Genomic DNA, 20,085 nt, shown 5'->3' on the forward strand with positions numbered 1-20,085 from the left:
ACAGGAAACCCGGTCCCACCTGTTCGTGGCCAGTTGGGATTACCGGTGGCGGCCAGTTGGCGGGGAGGTATCAGCCCGCGACAATGGCCGGTGTGGAGGAGGTCACGGTCGTCGTCGCTCATAACGAGCGGGCGACCCTGCGCGTCGGCGACGTGTTCCTGAAGGTCGACAGCGATCAGACGCGTATCGATGTCGAGGTCGAGGCGATGCGGCTGGCGCCCGTTCCGACCCCCGAGGTCCTGTGGCGCAAGCCGCCCGTCCTCGCGATCGCGGCCGTCCCCGGCCAGGCACTCGGCCGCCTCGGTGAGCCGTCGCCCGCGTCACCTGCGGCGTGGGCCGCGACGGGCGCGGCGATCCGGAAGCTGCACGACGCGCCGCCCCCGCCGTGGGCCGGCAAGAAGCTCGTCGGCCTGGACGCGGAACTCGAACGCGAATGCGCCTGGCTCGTCGACACCGGCGTCCTGCCGGCCGATCTGGTCGAGCGCAACCGCGAGATAGCCGAGGCCGCGATTCGGCCGTGGACGCCGGTGTTCATGCACGGCGACCTGCAGATCACCCACATCTTCACCGACGGCGACGAGGTCACCGGCGTGATCGACTGGTCCGAGGCGGCGCCCGGCGATCCGTTGTTCGACCTGGCCGTCCTGACCCTCGGGCACGAGGAACGTCTCGACGATCTCCTCGCCGGTTACGGCACCGACGTCGACCGGAATGTGATCCGCGCCTGGTGGTCGCTGCGCAGCCTGCTGGCGTCCCGCTGGCTGATCGAACACGGCTTCGACCCGTCCTTGCCCGGCTGCGAGTTCGACGTACTGAGATCGCGGATGTGAACCCTTGTCACCGATCGCTGCGAAGGCGTAGCTGTCGCGGCTCGCGACCGGTACGCGTCATCGCCCACGTGGTACGCGATGCCAAGCGCGGGCAGCCGGATCTGCCGCGTCCAGGCGATTCCGAGCAGCGGCAGACGCCAGAGGACCGCTCGGCGTGGTGCCGATGATCGTGGCCGAGTCGGCGTGCGGGGTGGCGGCAGCATGTGCCTGCGCGGGCAGGGTGAGACTCGTACGCCGTTCTGCCCCGGAATGCAATCGAGCCGCCCGCTGAGTGGCATCCAGCAGGCCGGGCAGAATCTCTCCGGCCGCTGTGCGCTGATGCCGGGAGGTGTGCCAGGTCTGCCAGGCAGAATCGACCGCACCACGCAGATAGTCGGTGCTCTCCGGTTCACCGTCGATTGTGATTCGCCACGCGGTCAACGCTCGTCGCACATCGTGCACCGCCGGATGGCTGGCCCGAGCGTCGAGGGACAGCGCCACGGAGGGGCCGAAAAGATCACCAAGATCCCGTACGCCTAAATGCGGAGCCATCTGCTGCGCGGTCCGCAAGGTCAACGACCGCCTACCGTTCTCGATGAATTTCACCGTTGTCGGCGACAGCCCGGTACATCACGTACCCACGATACGTCGCGCTTTGGTCACCTTGAAAGCACACAGCTACGCGGAGTTGTCCAAACGGCACGGTTGGCGGCCTGCGCGACGGCTCCACCGTCGCCGTCCCGGCTCGGTCGGGGCTTCGTGATGGTGTTGCCCGGTGCCGACCTGGGTCGACACCGGGCAACGAGGCCGCCTAGCTACACGGCCCGACAAGGTGACCTCCGACCTGGCTCAGCGGATGCTCGGCCGGGTCGCCGACTGCCGATCAGCCGAAGAACGCCTGAAGGTGCTGGACGAGGACGGCCGGCTGCTCGTCAACGAAGTAGTGACCGGTGTTGTCGATCTGTACCAGCGTCAGATCCGTCGTCCGCGAGGACAGCGAGTCGGCGAAGCTGGGGTAGAACATGTCGTGCGCGACGCCCAGGACCGGCACGGTCAGCGGAGCGTACGCGGCACCGTCCTGGATGTCCTGGGGGAGCGCCTGGTACCAGCCGTTGCCACCCCGGATCGCGTCCGCGTTGTTGTAGGCCGCGGCGTAGACAGCCCGGTCGAAGGTGCTGATCGCCGCCTGGTTGACCAGCAGGTTGTCGAACATCCAGTTGACCAGGTAGTGGGCCCGGCCGACGAGCAGCTGCTCGGGCAACTGGGCTACCTGGTTGAACGCGAACCACCAGGGGTGGAACGGCATGCCCGGAACGGGCAGTGCCCGGAACTCGTAGTAGCTCGGGTCGGGGTGCGCGACGTCCAGCAGAGCGATCTTGTCGACCACCTGCGGCGAGTTCGCCGCGAGGCTGAAGGCCACCATGGCGCCCATGTCGTGCCCGGCCACGTTCACCTTGTCGTATCCCAGGTGGGCGGCGAGGGCGGCGATGTCGGCGGCCATGGTCTTCTTGTCGTAGCCACCCTGCGGCTTCGCGGAGTTACCCGCGCCGCGCAGGTCCACCGCGATGACCCGGTAGCGTGTGGCCAGAGCCGGCATCACCTTGTGGTACTCCCACCAGGTCTGCGGCCAGCCGTGCAGCAGGAACAGCGGCTTGCCCCGGCCGCCGATGACGTAGTGCAGCCGGACACCGTTGACGGTGGCGTATCGGCTGCTGAAGCCGGGCAGCATGCCCGCCAGGAGCGCCGAGGACGGAGCAGCCGGAGCAGAGGGCGCCGCTGACGCCCGAGCCGGGTCGACGATCGCCGCTGCGGTAACCGCACCGGCACCCAGCGCCAACCAATTCCTTCTATTCACCAAACCTCCATGCTGTCGATATGTCCCTTGGACACCCGAGACCACCAGGAGACGGCAGACGCCGATGTCCAATGTGGAGAGGGATCGTACTCGAAGATCGACGAGAATGCGGTCAGGGTACGCGACAGATTTTCCTGGTCGTAAGGGGTCAGGAAGCGGCCGTTCCCCTTACGCCGTGCCCAAAAGTTACTGAAACGGCCCGGAAGGTTCTCGCATCGCCCTCGGCGAAAGCTCCCTATTCAGCCCGCGTTTTACCCTCACCTGGCGGGTATTCGGGCGTACCGTCACCGCGGAGGGTGAACAGGGTCCCGGAGTGAGGGAGCGTGCGCATGTCCGATCAGCAGCCCACCATCATCTTCGTGCACGGCGCGTTCGCCGAGTCGGCTAGCTGGAACGGTGTGATCGAGCGGCTGGGGGCCGGGTACAACACGGTGGCCCTGGCCAACCCGCTGCGCAGCCTCGCCGGGGACGCCGCGCACCTGGGGGACGTGATGCGCTGGGTCGGCGGCCCGGTCGTGCTCGTCGGCCACTCGTACGGCGGAATGGTGATCACGCAGGCAGCGGCCGACAATCCGACCGTGCGGGCCCTGGTGTACGTCAACGCCCTGGCCCCGGACACCGGCGAAAGCGCACTGTCGCTGTCCGGACAGTTCCCCGGCAGCACCCTGCCCGGCAACCTGGTGCAGTACCCGGTGTCCTCCGGCGGCAACGAAGTGGCCATCGCCCAGAACGCCTACCACGGACAGTTCGCCGCCGACGTCTCCGCCGACCAAGCCTCCCTCATGGCCCGAACCCAACGGCCGGTCACCGAACAGGCCCTCGACGACGGTCTCGTCGGCGACCCCGCCTGGCGGTCACTGCCCAACTGGTTCGTCTTCAGCGACGCCGACATGAACATCCCGGTCGCCGCACACCGGTTCATGGCCGAGCGGGCCAACCCACGCGGACAGCGGGAGGTCGCGGGCGGCTCCCACGCCCTGTCCGTCTCCCAGCCCGGCGAGGTCGCCGAGAGCGTCATCGAAGCCATCCGCGGCACCAGTTGATCCAGCCGGGTGACGCGCGGAGAGTCGGACCGGGCATTTAAACGAAGCGTTGACAACACTTCGTTGAAGTGTTTAAGTCGGTGCATGGCCGACTCCCACACCGGGTCCGAGGAGCGAGCCCACCGCAGCTACGCCGCGCTGCAACGACTCACCGAACGGCACGCCGCCACCGAGCGGCAGCGACGGCGGCACACCAATCCGTACGCCGCCGACCCCTATGAGGCGATCGCCGTGCTCCTGGCACTGGCTGCCGGGGCGGCCGAGCCGGAACCGGGCGAGGAGCCGGTGGACGAGGCTGATCTGCTCGCCGCGCTGACCCTCTTCCCGCACCTGCGAGCGGAGATCGACATCATGGAGGCGGGCCTGTTCCAACTGGCCCGCAGCCGGGGCCTGACCTGGCAGACGATCGGCCAGGGGCTCGGCCTGGGCAGCGCCCAGGCCGCCAAGCAACGCCACGACCGCCTGACCGCCCGCACCCCGCCAGCCCAGACCGCCACCTGAATCGCCCACGAAAGATCAGACCGCTGACCCCACAAACCGTCTACACGTCGGGCAGCAACTTCGGGGAAGATGCGGTCTCCATTGGACCTGGAGGCAGCATCTTCCCCGACGTTGCCGGCACCGCACGCAGGAGCGAGGACTCCGGTCAGCGGGGGACGACGGTTTCGGCGGCCCACTCGCGCCAGGTGGCCAGGTGGTCGGCGGCGGCGGCCAGCTGGTCGGCCACCGGGCCGGGGCCGGTGGAGCCGGGGGTGATCCGGGCGGCCAGGGCCGAGCGGACCGACAGCACGTCGCGTACGGACGGGTCCAGGTGCTCGCTGACGGCGGCCAGGTCGGCGTCGGAGACCTCATCCAGGGCGCAGTCCCGGGCGGCGCAGAGGGCCACCAGCTTGCCGGTGATCTCGTGGGCGTCGCGGAAGGGCACACCCTTGCGGACCAGCCAGTCGGCCACCTCGGTGGCCAGGGAGAAGCCCACCGGCGCGGCGGCGACCAGGCGATCGACCCGTACCGTCATGGTGGAGATCATCCCGGCCAGGGCCGGCAGCAGCAGTTCCAGGGTGTCGACCGCGTCGAAGGCCGGCTCCTTGTCCTCCTGCATGTCCCGGTCGTAGGTCATCGGCAGGCCCTTGAGCATGGTCAGCACGGCGACCAGCCCGCCGACCAGTCGGCCGGACTTGCCCCGGGCCAGCTCGGCGATGTCCGCGTTCTTCTTCTGCGGCATGATCGAGGAGCCGGTGGCGAAGGCGTCGTCCAGTTCGACCCAGCCGAACTCCTGCGAGGTCCAGAGCACCACCTCCTCACCGAGGCGGGACAGGTGCACCCCGATCATCGCGGTGATGAAGAGGAACTCGGCGACGAAGTCCCGGTCGGCGACCGCGTCCATCGAGTTGGCGAAGGACGTGCGGAAGCCCAGTTCCTTGGAGACCGCCACCGGGTCCAGCGGCAGGCCCGAACCGGCGAGCGCCCCGGCACCGAGCGGGCTGACCGCAGCCCGGTGGTCCCAGTCGCGCAGCCGTTCCAGGTCCCGCAGCAGCGGCTGGACGTGGGCCAGCAGCCAGTGGCCGAAGGTCACCGGCTGGGCATGCTGGAGGTGGGTCATGCCCGGCGCGGCCGTATCGATGTGCCGCTCGGCCTGCTCGACCAGCGCCTCGGCCAGCTCGACCAGCCGGGCGGCCACCCCCCGGGCATGGTCACGCAGGTAGAGCCGCAGGTCGGTGGCGACCTGGTCGTTGCGGGACCGCCCGGCGCGCAGCTTGCCGCCGAGGCTGCCGAGACGCTCCAGCAGACCGCGTTCCAGCGCGGTGTGCACGTCCTCGTCGTCGACCGTCGGCCGGAAGGCACCGGAGGCGCAGGCGGCCTCCAGGTCGTCCAGGGCGGCGAGGATGCGGCCCAGTTCGTCCGGGTCGAGCAGGCCCGCGCCGGCCAGCACCCGGGCGTGGGCCCGGGACCCGGCGATGTCGTACGGGGCCAGTCGCCAGTCGAACTGGACGCTCACCGACAGCCGGGCTAGGGCCTCCGAGGGGCCACCGGCGAACCGGCCACCCCACAGGCTCGTACGGTTGGCTGCGGCGCTGTTCTCGGTCAGGGTCTTGTCGTCCACCCCGCCCATTCTGGTGGTCACGATCGCACCTCAATCAACCGGGCGTACCGAGCATTCATGGTGTGCCACTCCCGTCGACGTTCTCGTCGCGGCGGGCCCAGCCGGCGAGCCGTTCGCCGAGCGCGGCTCCGCCGTCGCTCTCCCGGGCCACGACGAGGATGGTGTCGTCGCCGGCGATGGTGCCGACGACCTCCGGCAGGCCAGCCCGGTCCAACGCGCTGGCCAGGTAGTGGGCGGCCCCCGGTGGGGTCCGCAGCACGGCGATGTTGCCGCTGGAGTCGACCTCGTTGAGCAGTTCGTGCAGCAGCCGTACCAGCCGGGCCGGGGCCGCCTCCGCGCCGCGCAACGGGCGGTGCCCGTCCTCCGGGATCACGTACACGGCCCGACCGTCGCCGCCGCGGGCGGTGACGGCGCCGAGTTCCTTCAGGTCCCGCGACAGGGTGGCCTGGGTGACCTGGACGCCCTCGTCGCCGAGCAGTTCGGCGAGTTCGGTCTGCGAGCGGATCGCCCGGTCCCGGATCAGTTCGACGATTCGGGCATGGCGGGCGGCACGGGTCAGGGGTGCGGTCATAGGGCCTTACCCTGCCAGCAGGAAGGTCAGCAGCGCCTTCTGGGCGTGCAGGCGATTCTCCGCCTGGTCGAACACCGCGCTCTGCGGGCCGTCGAGCACCTCGTCGGTGATCTCCTCGCCCCGGTGCGCCGGCAGGCAGTGCAGCACGATCGCCTCCGGCGCCGCGTGGGCCAGCAGGGTCTTGTTGACCTGGTACGGCAGGAACGGGGTGATCCGGTCCAGTCCGTCGCTCTCCTGCCCCATCGAGGTCCAGGTGTCGGTGGCGATCACGTCGGCGTCCCGGACGGCGGCCACCGGGTCGGTGAACACCTGCGCCGATCCGCCGGTGTCGGCGGCGATCTCCCGGGCCCGGGCCACCACCTCGCCAGCGGGCTGGAAGTCGGCCGGGCCGGCGACCCGGACGTGCATCCCGGCGGTCACCCCGGCCAGCAGGTAGGAGTGGGCCATGTTGTTGGCCGCGTCGCCGAGGTAGGTCAGGGTCCGCCCGGCGGTGCCGCCGCACCGCTCCCGCACGGTGAGCAGGTCGGCCAGCAGTTGGCAGGGGTGGAAGCCGTCCGTCAGGGCGTTGATCACCGGTACGGAGGCGCCGGTGGCCACCTCGGCGATCCGGTCGTCGCCGTGGGTACGCAGCACGATCGCGGCCACGTACCGGGACAGCACCCGACCGGCGTCGCTCAGGGCCTCGCCCCGACCGAAGTGCGTGACCTGGGTGTCCACCACGAGGGGGTGGCCGCCGAGTTCGGCGATGCCGACGTCGAAGGAGATCCGGGTACGCAGGCTCTGCTTGTCGAACAGCACGGCCACCGCCCGGGGCCCGGCCAGCGGGGTGTGCGCGAAGCGGTCGGCCTTCATCCGGGCCGCCAGATCCAGCACGGCGGACTGCTCGGCCGGGGTGAGGTCGTCGTCGCGCAGGAAGTGCCGGGTCATGCGGGGGCCTCCGTCGGGGTGTGATCCGCGCCGGGGTGGTCGGCCGAAGCGGGCGGTACGGCGAGCGGGCCGCGTGGGTGCTGGTCGGTCGCGCCCGGCGCCACGGCCGCGGCGGTGGTCAGGGCGAGGGGCAGGGCGGCCAGGAAGGCGTCGGCCTGCTCGGCGGTGAGGATCAGCGGCGGGGCCAGCCGGAGCACGTCCGGCTGCACCGGGTTGACCAGGAATCCGGCCGTCCGCAGGGCCTCGGCGGCGGCGGATGCCACCGGGGCGGCCAGGGTCACCCCGAGCAGCAGCCCGGCGCCCCGGACCCCACCGATCAGGGGGTGCCCGAGGGCCTCGATCCCCCGGCGCAGCCGTTCCCCCACCCGCTTGACGTGGTCCAGCAGCCCTTCCTGGGCGATGGTGGAGATCACCGCCAGGGCGGCGGCGCAGCTCACCGGGTTACCCCCGAAGGTGGTGCCGTGGGAGCCGGGGGACAGCAGGTCGGCAGCCCGGCCGAAGGCCAGGGTGGCGCCGATGGGCAGCCCACCCCCGAGCCCCTTGGCCAGGGTCACCACGTCCGGTTCCACCCCCTCGGCCTGGTGGGCGAACCAGTGTCCGGTGCGCCCGATCCCGGTCTGCACCTCGTCGAGCACCAGCAGGGCGCCGTGCCTGGCGGTGATCCGCCGGGCGGCGCGCAGGTAGCCGGCCGGTGGCACGACCACCCCGTTCTCGCCCTGGATGGGTTCCAGGATCACCATGGCGGTGGCCTCGGTGACGGCCGCCTCCAGGGCGGCCACATCCCCGTACGGGACGTGGGTGACCTCGCCGGGCAGGGGGCGGAAGGGGTCGGCCTTGGCGGGCTGGCCGGTCAGGGCCAGGGCGCCCATGGTGCGGCCGTGGAAGCCGCCCACGGTGGCCACCACATGGGTGCGGCCGGTGCGCCGGGACAGCTTGAACGCCGCCTCGTTGGCCTCCGCCCCGGAGTTGGCGAAGAAGACCCGGCCGGGCCGACCGGCCAGGGCCAGCAACAACTCGGCCAGGGCCACCGGCGGCTCGGAGATGAACAGGTTCGACACGTGCCCGAGGGTGGCCACCTGCTTGGACACGGCGGCCACCACGGCCGGGTGGGCGTGTCCCAGGGAGTTCACGGCGATGCCGCCGAGCAGGTCGACGTACTCCCGGCCGGTGTCGTCGACCACGACGGCGCCGGAGCCGGAGACGAGGGCCAGGGGTGGGGTGCCGTAGTTGTCCATCATGGACTGGCGCCACCGGTCGGCGAGGGCGGTCATGACGGCACCGAGCCTTCCTTGGTCGAGGGGGCCGCGAGCTCGCTGTGGGCGTTCACGACCATGGTTCCAAAGCCTTCCGAGGTGAAGACCTCCAGCAGGGTGGAGTGGGCGACCCGGCCGTCGACCACGTGCGCGGCCGGCACTCCCTCGGAGACCGCGCGCAGGCAGGCTTCCATCTTGGGCACCATGCCGGACTCCAGCGACGGCAGCAGCTTCGCCAGCTCCTCGACGGTGATTTCGCTGATCAGGCTGGAGGTGTCCGGCCAGTCGGCGTAGAGGCCGGGGACGTCGGTGAGCATGACCAGCTTGCGGGCCCGCAGGGCGATCGCCAGGGCGGCGGCGGCGGTGTCGGCGTTGAGGTTGTGCAGCACCCCGTCGACGTCCGGCGCCACGGTGGAGATCACCGGAATCCGGCCGGCCGCGATCAGGTCGGCCACCGCGGAGATGTTCACCGACTCGACATCGCCGACCTGCCCTACGTCGACCGGTTGCCCGTCGACGTAGGCGGGGCGGCGTACCGCGGTGAACAACCCGGCGTCCTCACCGGAGAGCCCGACGGCCAGCGGACCGTGGGAGTTGATCAGACCGACCAGTTCCCGCCCGACCTGGCCGACCAGCACCATCCGGACCACGTCCATCGCCTCCGGGGTGGTCACCCGCAGGCCGCCCCGGAACTCGCTGTCGATGCCCAGCCGCCCGAGCATCGCCGAGATCTGCGGGCCGCCACCGTGCACCACTACCGGCTTGAGACCGGCGTAGCGCAGGAAGACCATGTCGGCGGCGAAGGCCCGCTGCAACTCCGGGTCGATCATGGCGTTGCCGCCGTACTTGACGACCACGGTCGCGCCGGAGAAGCGCTCCAGCCAGGGCAGCGCCTCGATCAGGGTGGCCGCCTTGGCCTGGGCGCGGGTCAGGTCCGAGTTCAGGTTCATGTCGAGTAGGCCGAGTTCTCGTGCACGTAGGCGTGGGACAGGTCGTTGGTCCACACCGTCGCCTCGGTGGCACCGGCGTGCAGGTCGATGCGGATGGTGACGTCCCGGCCGGTCAGGTCGACCTTCGACCGGTCCTCGGCGGCGGCCCCGCCCCGGCACACCCAGATGCCGTTGACGGCCACGTCGACCCCGTCCGGCTCGAACTCGGCGGCGGTGGTGCCCACGGCGGCCAGGATCCGACCCCAGTTCGGGTCGTTGCCGAACAGGGCGGTCTTCACCAGGTTGTTGCGGGCCACCGACCGGCCCACCTCGACCGCGTCGTCCTCGTCGGCCGCGCCGACCACCTCGATGGCGATCTGCTTGGTGGCGCCCTCGGCGTCGGCGATCAACTGCTGGGCCAGGTCGTGGCAGGCCGCGGTCACCGCCGCGGTCAACTCCGCAGCGCTCGGCGTGACCCCGGAGGCGCCGCTGGCCAGCAGCAGGACGGTGTCGTTGGTGGACATGCAGCCGTCGGAGTCGATCCGGTCGAAGGTGACCCGGGTGGCGGCGCGCAAGGCGGCGTCCAGGGTCGGCGGGTCGGCGACCGCGTCCGTGGTCAGCACGCAGAGCATGGTGGCCATCGCCGGGGCCAGCATGCCGGCGCCCTTGGCCATGCCGCCGACGGTCCAGCCGGCACCGGAGATCACCGTGGTCTTCGGTCGGGTGTCCGTGGTCATGATCGCCTCGGCGGCGGCCTGCCCGCCCTCGGCGCTCAGGGCCCCGATCGCGGCCCCCACCCCCGGCAGGAGCTTGTCCATCGGCAGCCGCTCGCCGATCAGACCGGTCGAGCAGATCGCCACCTCGCCCGCCCCGAACGGCTGGTCCGGGTGCAGGGCGGTCAGCGCGGCGGCGGCGTGTTCGGCGGTGGCGTGGGTGTCCTGGAAGCCGGCCGGGCCGGTGCAGGCGTTGGCCCCGCCCGAGTTGAGCACCACCGCCCGGACCAGCCCGCCGTGCAGCACCTGCTCGCTCCATGCCACCGGGGCGGCCTTGACCCGGTTGCTGGTGAAGACTCCGGCGACCCCGGTGTCCGGGCCGTCGTTGACGACCACGGCGATGTCCGCCGCGCCGCTGCTCTTGAGGCCGGCGGCCACCCCGGCCGCCCGGAACCCCGCAGGTGTGGTGACGGTCATGGCGTTACCCCCAGCGGGGACAGGCCCGTGGTCTCGGGCAGGCCGAACATCAGGTTGGCGTTCTGTACCGCCTGACCTGCGGCGCCCTTGCCGAGGTTGTCCAGGGCGGCTACCACGATCAACCGACCGGAGTCGAGGTCGACGGTGGCCTGCAGGTGGCAGGAGTTGCTGCCCAGGGTGGCCGCGGTGTGCGGCCAGCGGCCCTCGGTCAGCAGGTGGACGAAGGGGCTGTCCGCGTACGCCTGGGCCAGCACCGCCCGGGGGTCGGCCGAGCCGGTCGGCCGGGCGGTCACGGTGGCCAGGATGCCGCGCGGCATCGGGGCCAGCACCGGGGTGAAGGACAGGCCGGTGGCTCCGGTGGCCTGCTTGATCTCCGGTACGTGCTGGTGGGCGCCGACCTTGTAGGGCGACAGGTCGCCCATCACCTCGCTGGCCAGCAGGTGGGTCTTGGCGGCCCGCCCGGCCCCGGAGGTGCCGGAGGCCGCGACGACCACCACGTCGGCGGGGTCGGCGACACCGGCGGCGATCAGCGGCGCCAGCGCCAGGGTGATCGTGGCGGCGTAGCAGCCGGTGTTCGCCACCCGGGTGGCGGCGGCGATCCGCTCGGCCTGACCGGGCAGCTCCGGCAGGCCGTAGGTCCAGGCCCCGGCGTGCGGGCCACCGTAGTAGCGGGCCCAGGCCGCGCCGTCGGTGAGGCGGTGGTCCGCCCCCAGGTCCACCACCCGGACCTCGGGGGGCAACTGGGCGGCCAGGGCGGCGGACTGGCCGTGCGGCAGCGCCAGGAAGACCAGGTCGGCCTCGGCGAGGGTCTCCGGTACGGTCTCCGCGAAGGTCTGATTCAGCCCGACCAGTTGCGGGTGCACGCTGTCGACGGGCTGCCCCACCTGACTGTGCGCGGTGGCGGTGACCAGGTCGAACTCGGGATGCCCGGCGAGCAGGCGGAGTAACTCACCACCCGCGTAGCCACTAGCACCGGCGACCGCGACCCGGATTCCCATGCCTACCTCCGTATGACTATGCAGGGAGGCTAGCAGCGCGGACTCGTCACTGCAAGTTCATGCAGTGGGCCGCATGAGAATGCTTTATTGTTAAGAAGGGACCCCTGCTCTACCGGAGGCGTTAACAGGGGGCCCTTCCTTGCCCCCTACAGCCGGCCCTCGGCCACCGCCTGGGTGACCCAGGGGATGACCTCGTCGAGCATCTCGTCGAGGGAGGTGGTTGCGGTGAAGCCCAGCACCTCGGCGGCCTTAGCGGTGTCCGGCACCCGCTTGCGGACGTCGTAGCGGAAGGGTTCGTCGCTGACGTACCGGAACGGCACCTCCGGGCCCTTGATCTTGTGCCAGATCAGCTCGGCCAACTCCAGCACCGTGGTCGACCGGGCGGTGGAGAGGTTGAAGTCCTCGTTGTGGGCCGCCGGGTGCTCGATCGCCAGCGCGATGCCCCGGGCCAGGTCACCGCCGTAGGTGTAGTGCCGCACCTGGTCGCCCTCACCGAGGATGTGCAGCGGATCCTGCCCCTTGACGATCTTCTGCACCAGGTCGGGGACCACGTGGGACATGGCCAGCTTCACGTTGCCGGAGAGCACCTCGGCCTGCCCCAGGGCCCGACCCTCCCCCACCCCGACGCAGTTGAAGGGCCGCACGATCGTGTACGGCAACCGGTACTGCTCCCAGGCGGCCCGGGCGTAGTACTCCACCGCCAGCTTCTGGAACCCGTACGACGACAGGGGTGGCGGGATGCGCCGCTCGTCCCCCTCCCGGCTGGGCCAGTGCTCGGTCGACTCGTACACCATCGAGGAGGAGAGGTAGGTGACCTTGCGTAGGCTGCCGTCCCGGTGGGCCCGCAGCGCCGCGTCGCAGGTCGCGGCCATGATCCGCTCGTTGGTGGCGAGCAGGTCATAGGCGTACGCGTGGAAGTAGGAGATCCCGCCGATCATCGCCGCCCCGGCCACCAGATGGTCGCAGCCGTCGAGCAGCTCGGTCAGCAGGTCGGTGTCGCGGGCGTCGCCCTCGACGAACCGGAACCGGGGATGGGTGTCGTAGCTGTGGCTGACCGGGCCGTACTTGGAGAAGTTGTCCACCCCGACGACCTCGTGGCCCCGGTCCAACAGCTCCGCGACCAGATAGCCGCCGATGAAGCCGGCCGAACCAGTTACCAGGACCTTAGCCACGTGCGCTCCTATGCGGTCTTCTCGTACTCGGTGGACTCGACGGTCTGCACCGCCGCCGGTCGGGTCCGGGCGGCCAACTTCTCCCGGCTCAGCCGTCGACCGTAGGCGAACAGATACCAGCGCAGGTACCCGGGGAGGAACCGGCCCAGGTCGAAGTGGGACTCCCCGAGGGGCCGGTCCAGCCAGATGGTCGGGATCTCGGCCACCGGCAGCCGCAGCCGGGTCGCCTTGGCGGTCAACTCCAACCCGATCTCGAAACCGGTCCGCGACTCGATGCCGACCTCCCGGACGAAGGCGGTGTCGTACGCCTTGAAGCTGTTGGTGGCGTCCCGGGTGCCCACCCGCGCCAGGGTGTAGAGGCTGCGCCCCGCCCAGCGGGACATCATCCGCTTCAGCCGGGGCCCGCCCACCTGCTGACCGCCGGGCATGTACCGGGAGGCCGCGGCCACCACCACCCCCCGGTCCACCAGCCGGGCCAGCTCGTCGATCTGCCGGGGATCGTCACAGCCGTCGGCCATGGTCACCACCACGACCGGGGCCCGCGCCACGTCGATGCCGAACCGGATGGCGTTGGCCGGTCCCCGCCCGTAGGTGTTGAGCACCGCCCGCACCCGGGGGTCCGTCCGGGCGGCCTGCTCGACGTACGGGACGGTGGTGTCCTCCGGCATGTCGTGCACGATGAGCACCTCGGCCGGCAGCAGCATCTCCCGCAGCATCCGCTCCAGGCAGCGCACGATCGCCGCGCCCTCGTTGTAGACCGGCACGATCACCGAGACCCGGGGGATCACACCCGCACTCCCTGCCCGGTCAGGCCCCACATGTCGATCACCGGTTTGTCGGTGTCCAGGCGGGCGTACTGCTCGTGCGGGGCGGCGATAACCAGCAGGTCGGCCCGCCGCAGCACCTCCTCCAGGTCGAGGAAGCGCTCGTCGACGACGTACGGGTCGGTGCAGAGGGTCTCCCGGGTCTTCAACGCCAGGATCTTGCGCAGCTTGTACGCCAGGCTCTCCCGGGGGTCGTCGCTGCCGCCCTTGAAGGCCATGCCGAGGATGCCCACGGTCGAGTTGGCCAGGTCGAACCGGTCCTCCAGCCGGGAGACCAGGTACAACGGCAGCCCCTCGTTGATCAGCATCGCGGAGTGGCCGAGCACGAAGTTGTTCCGGTTGAAGGCGGCCAACTGCATGGTGTCCTTGAACAGGCACGGCCCGGCCGCGAACCCGGGCATCGGCAGGTCGGCGGCGCGGGGATACTCGTACGCCACGGCGTGCCGGATCCGGGCGAAGTCCAGCCCGAAGTCGTTGGCCATCATCCAGAACTGGTTGGCGGTGGCGAACTTGATGTACCGCCAGGTGTTGGTGAACAGCTTCGCCAGCTCCGCCTCCTCCGGGGTCAGCGTGACGATCCGGTCGGTCAGGTGCCGGAACAGCTGCTCCGCCCGGGCCGTGGCCTGCGGGGTACGCGCGGCCACGATCTGCGGGAGGGTGAACAGCTCCGTCATCGCGTGCCCCTCGGCGATGCGCTCCGGGCAGAAGGCGACATCCGCCTGCACTCCCCGGCCGACCAGCAACTTCTCGGTCAACGCGGTCACCCCGGGGTAGACGGTGCTGCGCAGCACCACCAACTGCCCGTCGCGCAGATGCTCCGCGCAGCGTTCCAAGGCCCGTGGCACAGCCCCCAGGTCCGGGTTGAGGTGCTCGTCGACCGGGGTGCCGACCACCACCACCAGGTGCTCGGAGGTGCCGACCGCGGCCGGGTCGGTGGTGGCCCGCAGCCGGCCGGTGGCCACCGCCTCCGCGAGGGGCTCGGCCGCCCCGGCCTCGGCGAAGGGCAGGGTAGCCGAGTTGACCGTGGCGACGGCCTCGGCGTTGATGTCGTACAACACGACGGAGAGCCCGCGGGCGGCGAAGGCGATGCCCAGTGGCAGTCCCACCCGGCCGCAACCACCGACTATGCAGACGTCGACCGAGGCAGAGGGCTCATCGGACATGAGGGGGCTCCCGTGGGGGTGGCGGGTGTGATCCCAAGGGTCATCGGGATCACAGCAGGCTAACCCCTCGGAGGTGACTCGTGGGTAACCAAATAATCCAAGCGTCCTGACCATTCGGCCGATCCGCCCCCGATCGGCGAACTCCACACCGTACCGGCGGCGGATCGGACCGCCCTCGACCTCACCTCGGCTGTCGCGCCAACCCGTGCTGCCGCTCGTAGGTCCGCAGGGCGACATCCCAGGCCTGGGTGTACTCCGAGGGCCCCAGCCCGAGGTCGCCGTGGCCCTTGACCGCCTCCCGCAGCAGCTCCACCAACCCGGGGACGATGTCCCGGCGTTCGGCGATGTAGTGGTGGAAGACCTCGGCGAACTGCTGACCGGTCAGCCGCGCGGCGTACGCGGTCACCGGGTCGTCCTGAAGGTTCTGCAACACCGCCGCCCACCGGCGGGTCAGATCGTCGGCCTGCCAGGTGCGGATCTTCTCCAGTTCGTGTTCGCACTCCAACGCGATCCGCTGCTCCCAGTACGGACGCAACCGTTCCCGCACCCGCTCGTCCGGGCTGACCCGGATCCGCACCGTGAAGTGCGGCAGGTTCCCCTCCTGCGGCCACCGCTGGTGAACCAGCAGGTCGTTGAGGGCCCGTTCCAGGGCATGGGCCCGGTGCGGCTCGTGCTCCCGGGCCAGGTCCACGGCACGCTCCCGGACGATCCCGCAGGCCCAGGGCAGCAGCGCCTGGGCCCGCAGCGCCAAGGCGTCGAAGGTCATGCCGGTCGCGGTCCACAGGTAGACCACATGCAGGTTGAAGTCGAAGGCGTCACCCTTCGCCGGCAGCAGGAGGGGCTGGGGTACCTCCTGCCGAAAGGTGACCCGGACCGGCGCCACGGCAGGCGGTGGCACGGCGGCCGGTGGCGCGGGTACGGCAGTCGGCGGAAAGATCGCGTGCCACCAGCGGCGTCGCTGCGTCGGCACACCGTGTCGCACCTGGGGGGTCCCGGCGGGTCCAGTGGTCATCAGGCATCCTCAGCAATCAGGGTTTCGACGTCGTTGAGCAGGGCGCACCCGGGCAGCACCGAGCGCCAGACATGCCGTAGCTGGTGGTGCAGCCGACGGGCCAGCGGAGGCCGACCGGCCAGCACCAGCCGCAGCAACGCCAGCAGGTGGGCGGCCACCTCGGGCTGACCGTCCGCCCGACCCAGCCAGAACCCGAGGGTCCGCCAGGACCGGTACGCCGTCTCGGGCATGCTCAGCGCCGTCGCCCACAGGGTCGCCAGGTCGTCGACGGAGATGATCCCGGTACGGGCCAGATCCAGCAGTTCCGGCCAGTGTTCCCGGGGTGGTCTGGCCCACCGTTCGGCCAGGATCCGCAACGCCCGCGCGGCGTGCAGCCGTACCTCCCGGTCGGCCGGGTCGGTCGAGACGGCCCACTGGGCCAGGGCCCTCACCAGGGCTGCCCCGTTTCCGCCCTGGTAGACCTCGACCAGGCCGCGTACCACGGAGTTGTGCCGGCGTTGCATCCTCCCGGCGGCTACCAGTCGAAGCTGCCCCAGGGCCGCCTCCGGCCACAGCCGGGCCAGCCCCAGTTCGTGGGCGCGGGCCACCGTGTCGCGCAGATGGGCCGCCGGGCCGGCGGCCCAGCGGTCCAACTCGACACCGACCCGCTGCCGCAGCCGGGGTTGCATCGCGATCGCGACCAGGATGATCGCGGCCGCCTGCCGTACCCCCGCGCGCCGCTCCCCCGCCAGGTTCCGCACCACCTCCAGGACCGTCTGCACCTCCCGACCGGCCGACCAGCCGATGGCCGCGGCCGCCGCCTGCCGTACCTCCGGCTCGTCGGCCCGCACCAGCTCCGCCAGCCAGTCCAGCAGCACCCGGGGCAGCCACCAGTCGGTCCAGGCCATGTCCAGCACGGCGGTACGCAGTTGCTCGGTGCCGGGGGCGAACTGCATCCGGATACCCCCGGTCGCCCAGTCCTCGTTCGGTATCGCCATGGCGGCCCGCAGCGTCGGCCCGAGCACCTCGTCCAGGGTGATGCCGCGCAGCCGTACCGCGGTCTGGGCCCCGTGCGGGCCCGGCACCAGCCGGTCGGCCGCCAGCCGGATCTCCACCGTGGGCAGCCCGGCGAAGACCACACAGGACAGCCGGAAGGCCCGTACCTGCTCGGCGGACCAGCCCACGGAGGCACCGGCGTCGGCCGACACGTCGAGGATCTGCGCGGCCCGCTCCCGAAGCTGCCGGGGCAGCAGTTGGGCCAGCCTTTCGGTCAGGGACCTGCCGCGCGGCACCGTCCGCGCCAGGGCCGTCACCAGGGGAAGCACCTCGCGGGGCCGGGGACCACCGGCCAGGTACGCCGACAGCAGCGGATGTCGGCTGCATTCCTCGTCGACGTACTGGTCCACACACTCGCCGGCACAGTCCTGCGCGCAGAAGCCGACGCACCGCCCGGCCAGGTCCCGCCGCAGGCGGGCCCGGAACACCTCGGCCGCGGGTGCCGGTCGATGCTCCACGACATGCCCGGCGAGATCCTGTACCCGCCGGGAGAAGTCGCCCACCAGCAACAGGGTCATCCCCGCGGCCGCGGCCCGCTCGGCCAGCCCCATCAGGGTGTAGCCGTCCAACTCCCCCACGGCCTCCTCGGACAGCCGCAGCACGTAGCCGCTGCCCGCACGCCGGCCCAGCTTCGTCCGGAACACGTCCGTCAGCTCCTCGACCCCGAGGATGTTCACCCCGTCGATCCCGTGCCGCCTCACCGAGGCGACCAGCGCGGAGGTGAGTCTTCCGCTGCCGGGCGGCCCGGACAGGCACACCAGGTGACGCTGCTTGAGGTGATGGTCGAGTTGCTGGTCGCTGCCGGCCGGCGCGTACCCCCGCACCAGGTCCTGCACGGTCGTCTCACTGAGGGTCTCGGACCAGACCCGGCGCCCGTCCACCGACTCGGTGGCCGCGGTGACATTGACCGTACCGATGGCCAGGGCCCCGTGGCCGGTGGCGTTCTGCCCCCGCACGTACATGTCGCCGGCATCGATCGGGGCGGCACCGAAGAGACCGGCCAGCCGACGCAGCACCTCACCGGAGTCGAGGGAATCCTCCCGGTCGTCCTCCTCCTCGACCTGGTCGGTCTCCGTCTCCCTCTCCTGATCCGGCTGGGCCTTCCGGTCGGTCCCGGCCTTCCGGTCGGTCCCGGCCTTCCGGTCCGTCTCGGGCTCCTGGTCCGTCTCGGGCTCCTGGTTTGTCGGGTCGCTGGGGCCCGGGCCGGAACCGGTCACCGGCTCGTCGGTCATCGGCCCGCCTCCGGGGGCAGGACGACGTCACGACCGACCGAGCCGATCGCGATCGCGCCCGGTCCCACGGCATTCTGGCCCTCGACCCGGATGTTCCCGGTACGAATGCCGCCAGTCGGCGACGGGGGTTCGGGTCGGGCTGCCGCCGCCGGATCCGGCTGGTTCGTCTCCGGGTCCGAGGCAGATGTCTGCGGGCCGGGTGGAGCTGTCGGCAAGGGCGGCGGAGGTGTTCCCGGGTGGGGCTGAGTCGTCTCCGGGGAGGGTGGCTCGTCCTGCCAGGAGGTGACGTCCTCGCCGAGGACACAGAGCCACCCCGGCTCGTGGAACCCCTTCTCCGCGTGCACCACCTCGATCCGCCGGAACCGGCCCGGCCGAAGCTCCTCCGGGTACTGGGTCACCACGTCCCGGTAGATGTCCGGGGAGACCACCAGGGCGATCCCGGCGTCGGGGAAGGCGGCCAGGGCCCGCCGTACCGGGGCGGCGTCGCAGAGCCGGCTGACCGTGACGACCGCCTGGCCCGGAAACCCGTTCGCCCCGTCCAGGTGCACCATGCCCTGGTGCACCGCCACCCGCAGCCGGATGCGGGCCACCGGAAGTCGGTCCGCGTTGTACCGCCGCAGTCGGCGGTTCAGTTCCGGCAGGAACCGGCCGATCACCCGTGCCTCGGGCAGTTCGGTCGGCAGGACGGCCAGTTCACCGTCTCCAGACTGCTGGGTCGTCCAACCGGCCCGATCCATGCCCACCTCGTCGGCCGCCTCCCGCAGCAGCCGATGGAAGTCCAGTTGGGCGTCGTACTGCTGAAGGTTGCCGCGCTGGCTGTAGCGCTCCATGTCCACACAGATCAACAGCCGCCGCTGCGGATGTTGCATGTCGTCCCCCCTCCCACCCGGCCCGCGAGGGGCGGGTATCAGCGACATACAACCGGGGCCGGCCCGCGAAGACCCCGTAGAAGTACGGCATCCACAGAAATGTCCGTCAGTAGTCATCCCGTACCGTGCGGGCATTACGTCGCCCGATCCACGATGCACTCGTCTGATGTGGAACATCCCGATCGACGTACTGCTGGAGCTGGATCTGGCCCCGCACCTGACTTTCGGCCTGTTGCTGGTCTATCTGCTGGGGATGACGATGTCCCGCCGGGTATGGCGTAGTGCCACCATCCGGCTACGCTGCGAGCGCCGTCGTCTTCTGAGCAGAGTAGGAGCCTGGATGCGTAGCGAACCAGACCCGAACTCCCAGTGGCCCCACGGCACCTTCCTGCAACGGCTGGGCCCGTCTGTACGGGAAGCCCTGCTGGGGCTCGGGGTACGCCGTGAGGTACCGGCCGGTCAGATTCTGATCCACGAAGGACAGCAGCAGTCCCACCTGGTGCTGATCGAGGAGGGTCTGACCAAGGTCACCGCCGCCCTGCCGGACGGCCGCACCGCCCTGCTGTCCCTGCGGGTCGGCGGTGACCTGGTCGGCGAGATGTCGGCCCTCAACGGTCGGCCCCGCTCGGCGACCGTCACCACCTGCGGCACGGCCCGCTACAGCGTGATCACCTCGGAGCGGTTCCGCGCCTTCCTCCGGGCCAATCCGGACGCCGCCCTAGAACTCGCCGCCATGGTCTCCGACCGGTTGCGCTGGTCGAACCGCCGACGGATCGATTTCTCCTCCTACCCGGTAAAGATCAGGGTGGCCCGGGTGATCGCCGACTTGTGCCGTACCCACGGCCGCCAGACCCCGGAGGGGGTCGTCATCGACGTACGCCTCACCCAGCCGGAGCTGGCGTCCATCTGCGGCGCCTCGGAGACCTCGGTGCAGAAGATCCTGCGGGAGCTGCGCACCGAAGGGCTGGTCGACACCGACTACCGCCGGATGACCGTCCGGGACCTGCCCCGCCTGCAGCAGCTCGGGCAGTTGCCGCCCGACGACTGTTAACCAGGGCCCCTTCCTATACACGAGGCGTTAAGAAGGGGCCCTTCCTTACAC

At 70.9% G+C, this 20,085-nt stretch carries 18 protein-coding genes and 1 pseudogene; 4 read left to right on the top strand and 15 right to left on the bottom strand.

Going from position 1 to position 20,085, the window contains the following annotated elements; translation table 11 throughout:
* Positions 1-83 precede the first annotated feature (83 nt).
* Positions 84-830 (top strand): phosphotransferase family protein, encoded by a 747-nt coding sequence (locus tag OIE53_RS12090; RefSeq protein ID WP_327026697.1) that lies wholly within the window; start codon positions 84-86, stop codon positions 828-830.
* A 201-nt stretch (positions 831-1,031) separates the two neighbouring features.
* On the opposite strand, the pseudogene OIE53_RS12095 reads toward OIE53_RS12090, so the two are convergent.
* Positions 1,032-1,433 (bottom strand): annotated as a pseudogene (locus OIE53_RS12095) (XRE family transcriptional regulator); the annotation flags it as partial.
* A gap of 259 nt (positions 1,434-1,692) precedes the next feature.
* Positions 1,693-2,664: an alpha/beta fold hydrolase gene (locus OIE53_RS12100; RefSeq protein ID WP_327026698.1), complete on the bottom strand. Its 972-nt coding sequence runs from the start codon at positions 2,662-2,664 to the stop codon at positions 1,693-1,695.
* Between the two features lie 329 nt (positions 2,665-2,993).
* Between OIE53_RS12100 and OIE53_RS12105 the strand changes: the two genes are divergently transcribed.
* The gene (locus OIE53_RS12105; protein WP_327026699.1) at positions 2,994-3,707 is read left to right on the top strand and encodes an alpha/beta fold hydrolase; all 714 of its coding nucleotides are present in this window, start codon (positions 2,994-2,996) and stop codon (positions 3,705-3,707) included.
* An 84-nt stretch (positions 3,708-3,791) separates the two neighbouring features.
* Entirely contained in the window at positions 3,792-4,208 is a 417-nt protein-coding gene (locus OIE53_RS12110; protein ID WP_327026700.1) for a DNA-binding protein, read from the top strand.
* Between the two features lie 145 nt (positions 4,209-4,353).
* Here OIE53_RS12110 and argH read toward each other — a convergent pair whose 3' ends face one another.
* The 13 genes from argH to OIE53_RS12175 form a co-directional block, all read right to left on the bottom strand.
* Positions 4,354-5,817: an argininosuccinate lyase gene (gene argH, locus OIE53_RS12115; protein WP_327027164.1), complete on the bottom strand. Its 1,464-nt coding sequence runs from the start codon at positions 5,815-5,817 to the stop codon at positions 4,354-4,356.
* Positions 5,818-5,863: 46 nt separating this feature from the next.
* Positions 5,864-6,379, bottom strand: coding sequence for an arginine repressor (locus tag OIE53_RS12120; RefSeq protein ID WP_327026701.1), 516 nt, complete (start codon positions 6,377-6,379; stop codon positions 5,864-5,866).
* Positions 6,380-6,385: 6 nt separating this feature from the next.
* On the bottom strand, positions 6,386-7,306 hold the full coding sequence (gene argF, locus OIE53_RS12125) for an ornithine carbamoyltransferase (RefSeq protein WP_327026702.1): 921 nt from the start codon (positions 7,304-7,306) through the stop codon (positions 6,386-6,388).
* A complete protein-coding gene (locus OIE53_RS12130) occupies positions 7,303-8,577 on the bottom strand; it encodes an acetylornithine transaminase (protein WP_327026703.1) in 1,275 nt (424 codons plus the stop codon). Before OIE53_RS12130 ends, argF begins: the two co-directional genes overlap by 4 nt.
* Positions 8,574-9,509 (bottom strand): acetylglutamate kinase, encoded by a 936-nt coding sequence (gene argB / locus OIE53_RS12135; RefSeq protein ID WP_327026704.1) that lies wholly within the window; start codon positions 9,507-9,509, stop codon positions 8,574-8,576. The genes OIE53_RS12130 and argB overlap by 4 nt, the downstream gene beginning before the upstream one ends.
* A complete protein-coding gene (gene argJ, locus OIE53_RS12140; protein WP_327026705.1) occupies positions 9,506-10,678 on the bottom strand; it encodes a bifunctional glutamate N-acetyltransferase/amino-acid acetyltransferase ArgJ in 1,173 nt (390 codons plus the stop codon). The genes argB and argJ overlap by 4 nt, the downstream gene beginning before the upstream one ends.
* Positions 10,675-11,676, bottom strand: coding sequence for an N-acetyl-gamma-glutamyl-phosphate reductase (gene argC, locus OIE53_RS12145; protein WP_327026706.1), 1,002 nt, complete (start codon positions 11,674-11,676; stop codon positions 10,675-10,677). The genes argJ and argC overlap by 4 nt, the downstream gene beginning before the upstream one ends.
* Positions 11,677-11,822: 146 nt before the next feature.
* Positions 11,823-12,848 (bottom strand): NAD-dependent epimerase/dehydratase family protein, encoded by a 1,026-nt coding sequence (locus OIE53_RS12150; RefSeq protein ID WP_327026707.1) that lies wholly within the window; start codon positions 12,846-12,848, stop codon positions 11,823-11,825.
* An 8-nt stretch (positions 12,849-12,856) separates the two neighbouring features.
* Complete coding sequence (locus tag OIE53_RS12155) at positions 12,857-13,636, bottom strand: glycosyltransferase family 2 protein (protein ID WP_327026708.1); 780 nt, start codon at positions 13,634-13,636, stop codon at positions 12,857-12,859.
* Complete coding sequence (locus OIE53_RS12160; protein WP_327026709.1) at positions 13,633-14,835, bottom strand: nucleotide sugar dehydrogenase; 1,203 nt, start codon at positions 14,833-14,835, stop codon at positions 13,633-13,635. The genes OIE53_RS12155 and OIE53_RS12160 overlap by 4 nt, the downstream gene beginning before the upstream one ends.
* A gap of 181 nt (positions 14,836-15,016) precedes the next feature.
* On the bottom strand, positions 15,017-15,847 hold the full coding sequence (locus tag OIE53_RS12165; RefSeq protein ID WP_327026710.1) for a hypothetical protein: 831 nt from the start codon (positions 15,845-15,847) through the stop codon (positions 15,017-15,019).
* Positions 15,847-18,114 carry a hypothetical protein gene (locus OIE53_RS12170; protein ID WP_327026711.1) on the bottom strand — a complete coding sequence of 756 codons (2,268 nt, stop codon included), beginning with the start codon at positions 18,112-18,114 and terminating at the stop codon, positions 15,847-15,849. The genes OIE53_RS12165 and OIE53_RS12170 overlap by 1 nt, the downstream gene beginning before the upstream one ends.
* On the bottom strand, positions 18,111-18,983 hold the full coding sequence (locus tag OIE53_RS12175; protein ID WP_327026712.1) for a hypothetical protein: 873 nt from the start codon (positions 18,981-18,983) through the stop codon (positions 18,111-18,113). The genes OIE53_RS12170 and OIE53_RS12175 overlap by 4 nt, the downstream gene beginning before the upstream one ends.
* A gap of 166 nt (positions 18,984-19,149) precedes the next feature.
* Here OIE53_RS12175 and OIE53_RS12180 point away from each other — a divergent pair, with 166 nt between their 5' ends.
* Positions 19,150-20,034, top strand: coding sequence for a Crp/Fnr family transcriptional regulator (locus OIE53_RS12180; RefSeq protein ID WP_327026713.1), 885 nt, complete (start codon positions 19,150-19,152; stop codon positions 20,032-20,034).
* Positions 20,035-20,085: the final 51 nt, after the last annotated feature.

Source organism: Micromonospora sp. NBC_01739, from assembly GCF_035920385.1.
Classification (GTDB): domain Bacteria; phylum Actinomycetota; class Actinomycetes; order Mycobacteriales; family Micromonosporaceae; genus Micromonospora.

What these genes read in the sequence shown, in the direction of transcription:
- OIE53_RS12090 (WP_327026697.1), top strand. Translation starts at nt 84, where the DNA reads ATGGCCGGTGTGGAGGAGGTCACGGTCGTCGTCGCTCATAACGAGCGG.
- OIE53_RS12105 (WP_327026699.1), top strand. Translation starts at nt 2,994, where the DNA reads ATGTCCGATCAGCAGCCCACCATCATCTTCGTGCACGGCGCGTTCGCC.
- OIE53_RS12110 (WP_327026700.1), top strand. Translation starts at nt 3,792, where the DNA reads ATGGCCGACTCCCACACCGGGTCCGAGGAGCGAGCCCACCGCAGCTAC.
- argH (WP_327027164.1), bottom strand. Translation starts at nt 5,817, where the DNA reads ATGGGCGGGGTGGACGACAAGACCCTGACCGAGAACAGCGCCGCAGCC.
- OIE53_RS12120 (WP_327026701.1), bottom strand. Translation starts at nt 6,379, where the DNA reads ATGACCGCACCCCTGACCCGTGCCGCCCGCCATGCCCGAATCGTCGAA.
- argF (WP_327026702.1), bottom strand. Translation starts at nt 7,306, where the DNA reads ATGACCCGGCACTTCCTGCGCGACGACGACCTCACCCCGGCCGAGCAG.
- OIE53_RS12130 (WP_327026703.1), bottom strand. Translation starts at nt 8,577, where the DNA reads ATGACCGCCCTCGCCGACCGGTGGCGCCAGTCCATGATGGACAACTAC.
- argB (WP_327026704.1), bottom strand. Translation starts at nt 9,509, where the DNA reads ATGAACCTGAACTCGGACCTGACCCGCGCCCAGGCCAAGGCGGCCACC.
- argJ (WP_327026705.1), bottom strand. Translation starts at nt 10,678, where the DNA reads ATGACCGTCACCACACCTGCGGGGTTCCGGGCGGCCGGGGTGGCCGCC.
- argC (WP_327026706.1), bottom strand. Translation starts at nt 11,676, where the DNA reads ATGGGAATCCGGGTCGCGGTCGCCGGTGCTAGTGGCTACGCGGGTGGT.
- OIE53_RS12160 (WP_327026709.1), bottom strand. Translation starts at nt 14,835, where the DNA reads ATGTCCGATGAGCCCTCTGCCTCGGTCGACGTCTGCATAGTCGGTGGT.
- OIE53_RS12165 (WP_327026710.1), bottom strand. Translation starts at nt 15,847, where the DNA reads ATGACCACTGGACCCGCCGGGACCCCCCAGGTGCGACACGGTGTGCCG.
- OIE53_RS12170 (WP_327026711.1), bottom strand. Translation starts at nt 18,114, where the DNA reads ATGACCGACGAGCCGGTGACCGGTTCCGGCCCGGGCCCCAGCGACCCG.
- OIE53_RS12175 (WP_327026712.1), bottom strand. Translation starts at nt 18,983, where the DNA reads ATGCAACATCCGCAGCGGCGGCTGTTGATCTGTGTGGACATGGAGCGC.
- OIE53_RS12180 (WP_327026713.1), top strand. Translation starts at nt 19,150, where the DNA reads ATGTGGAACATCCCGATCGACGTACTGCTGGAGCTGGATCTGGCCCCG.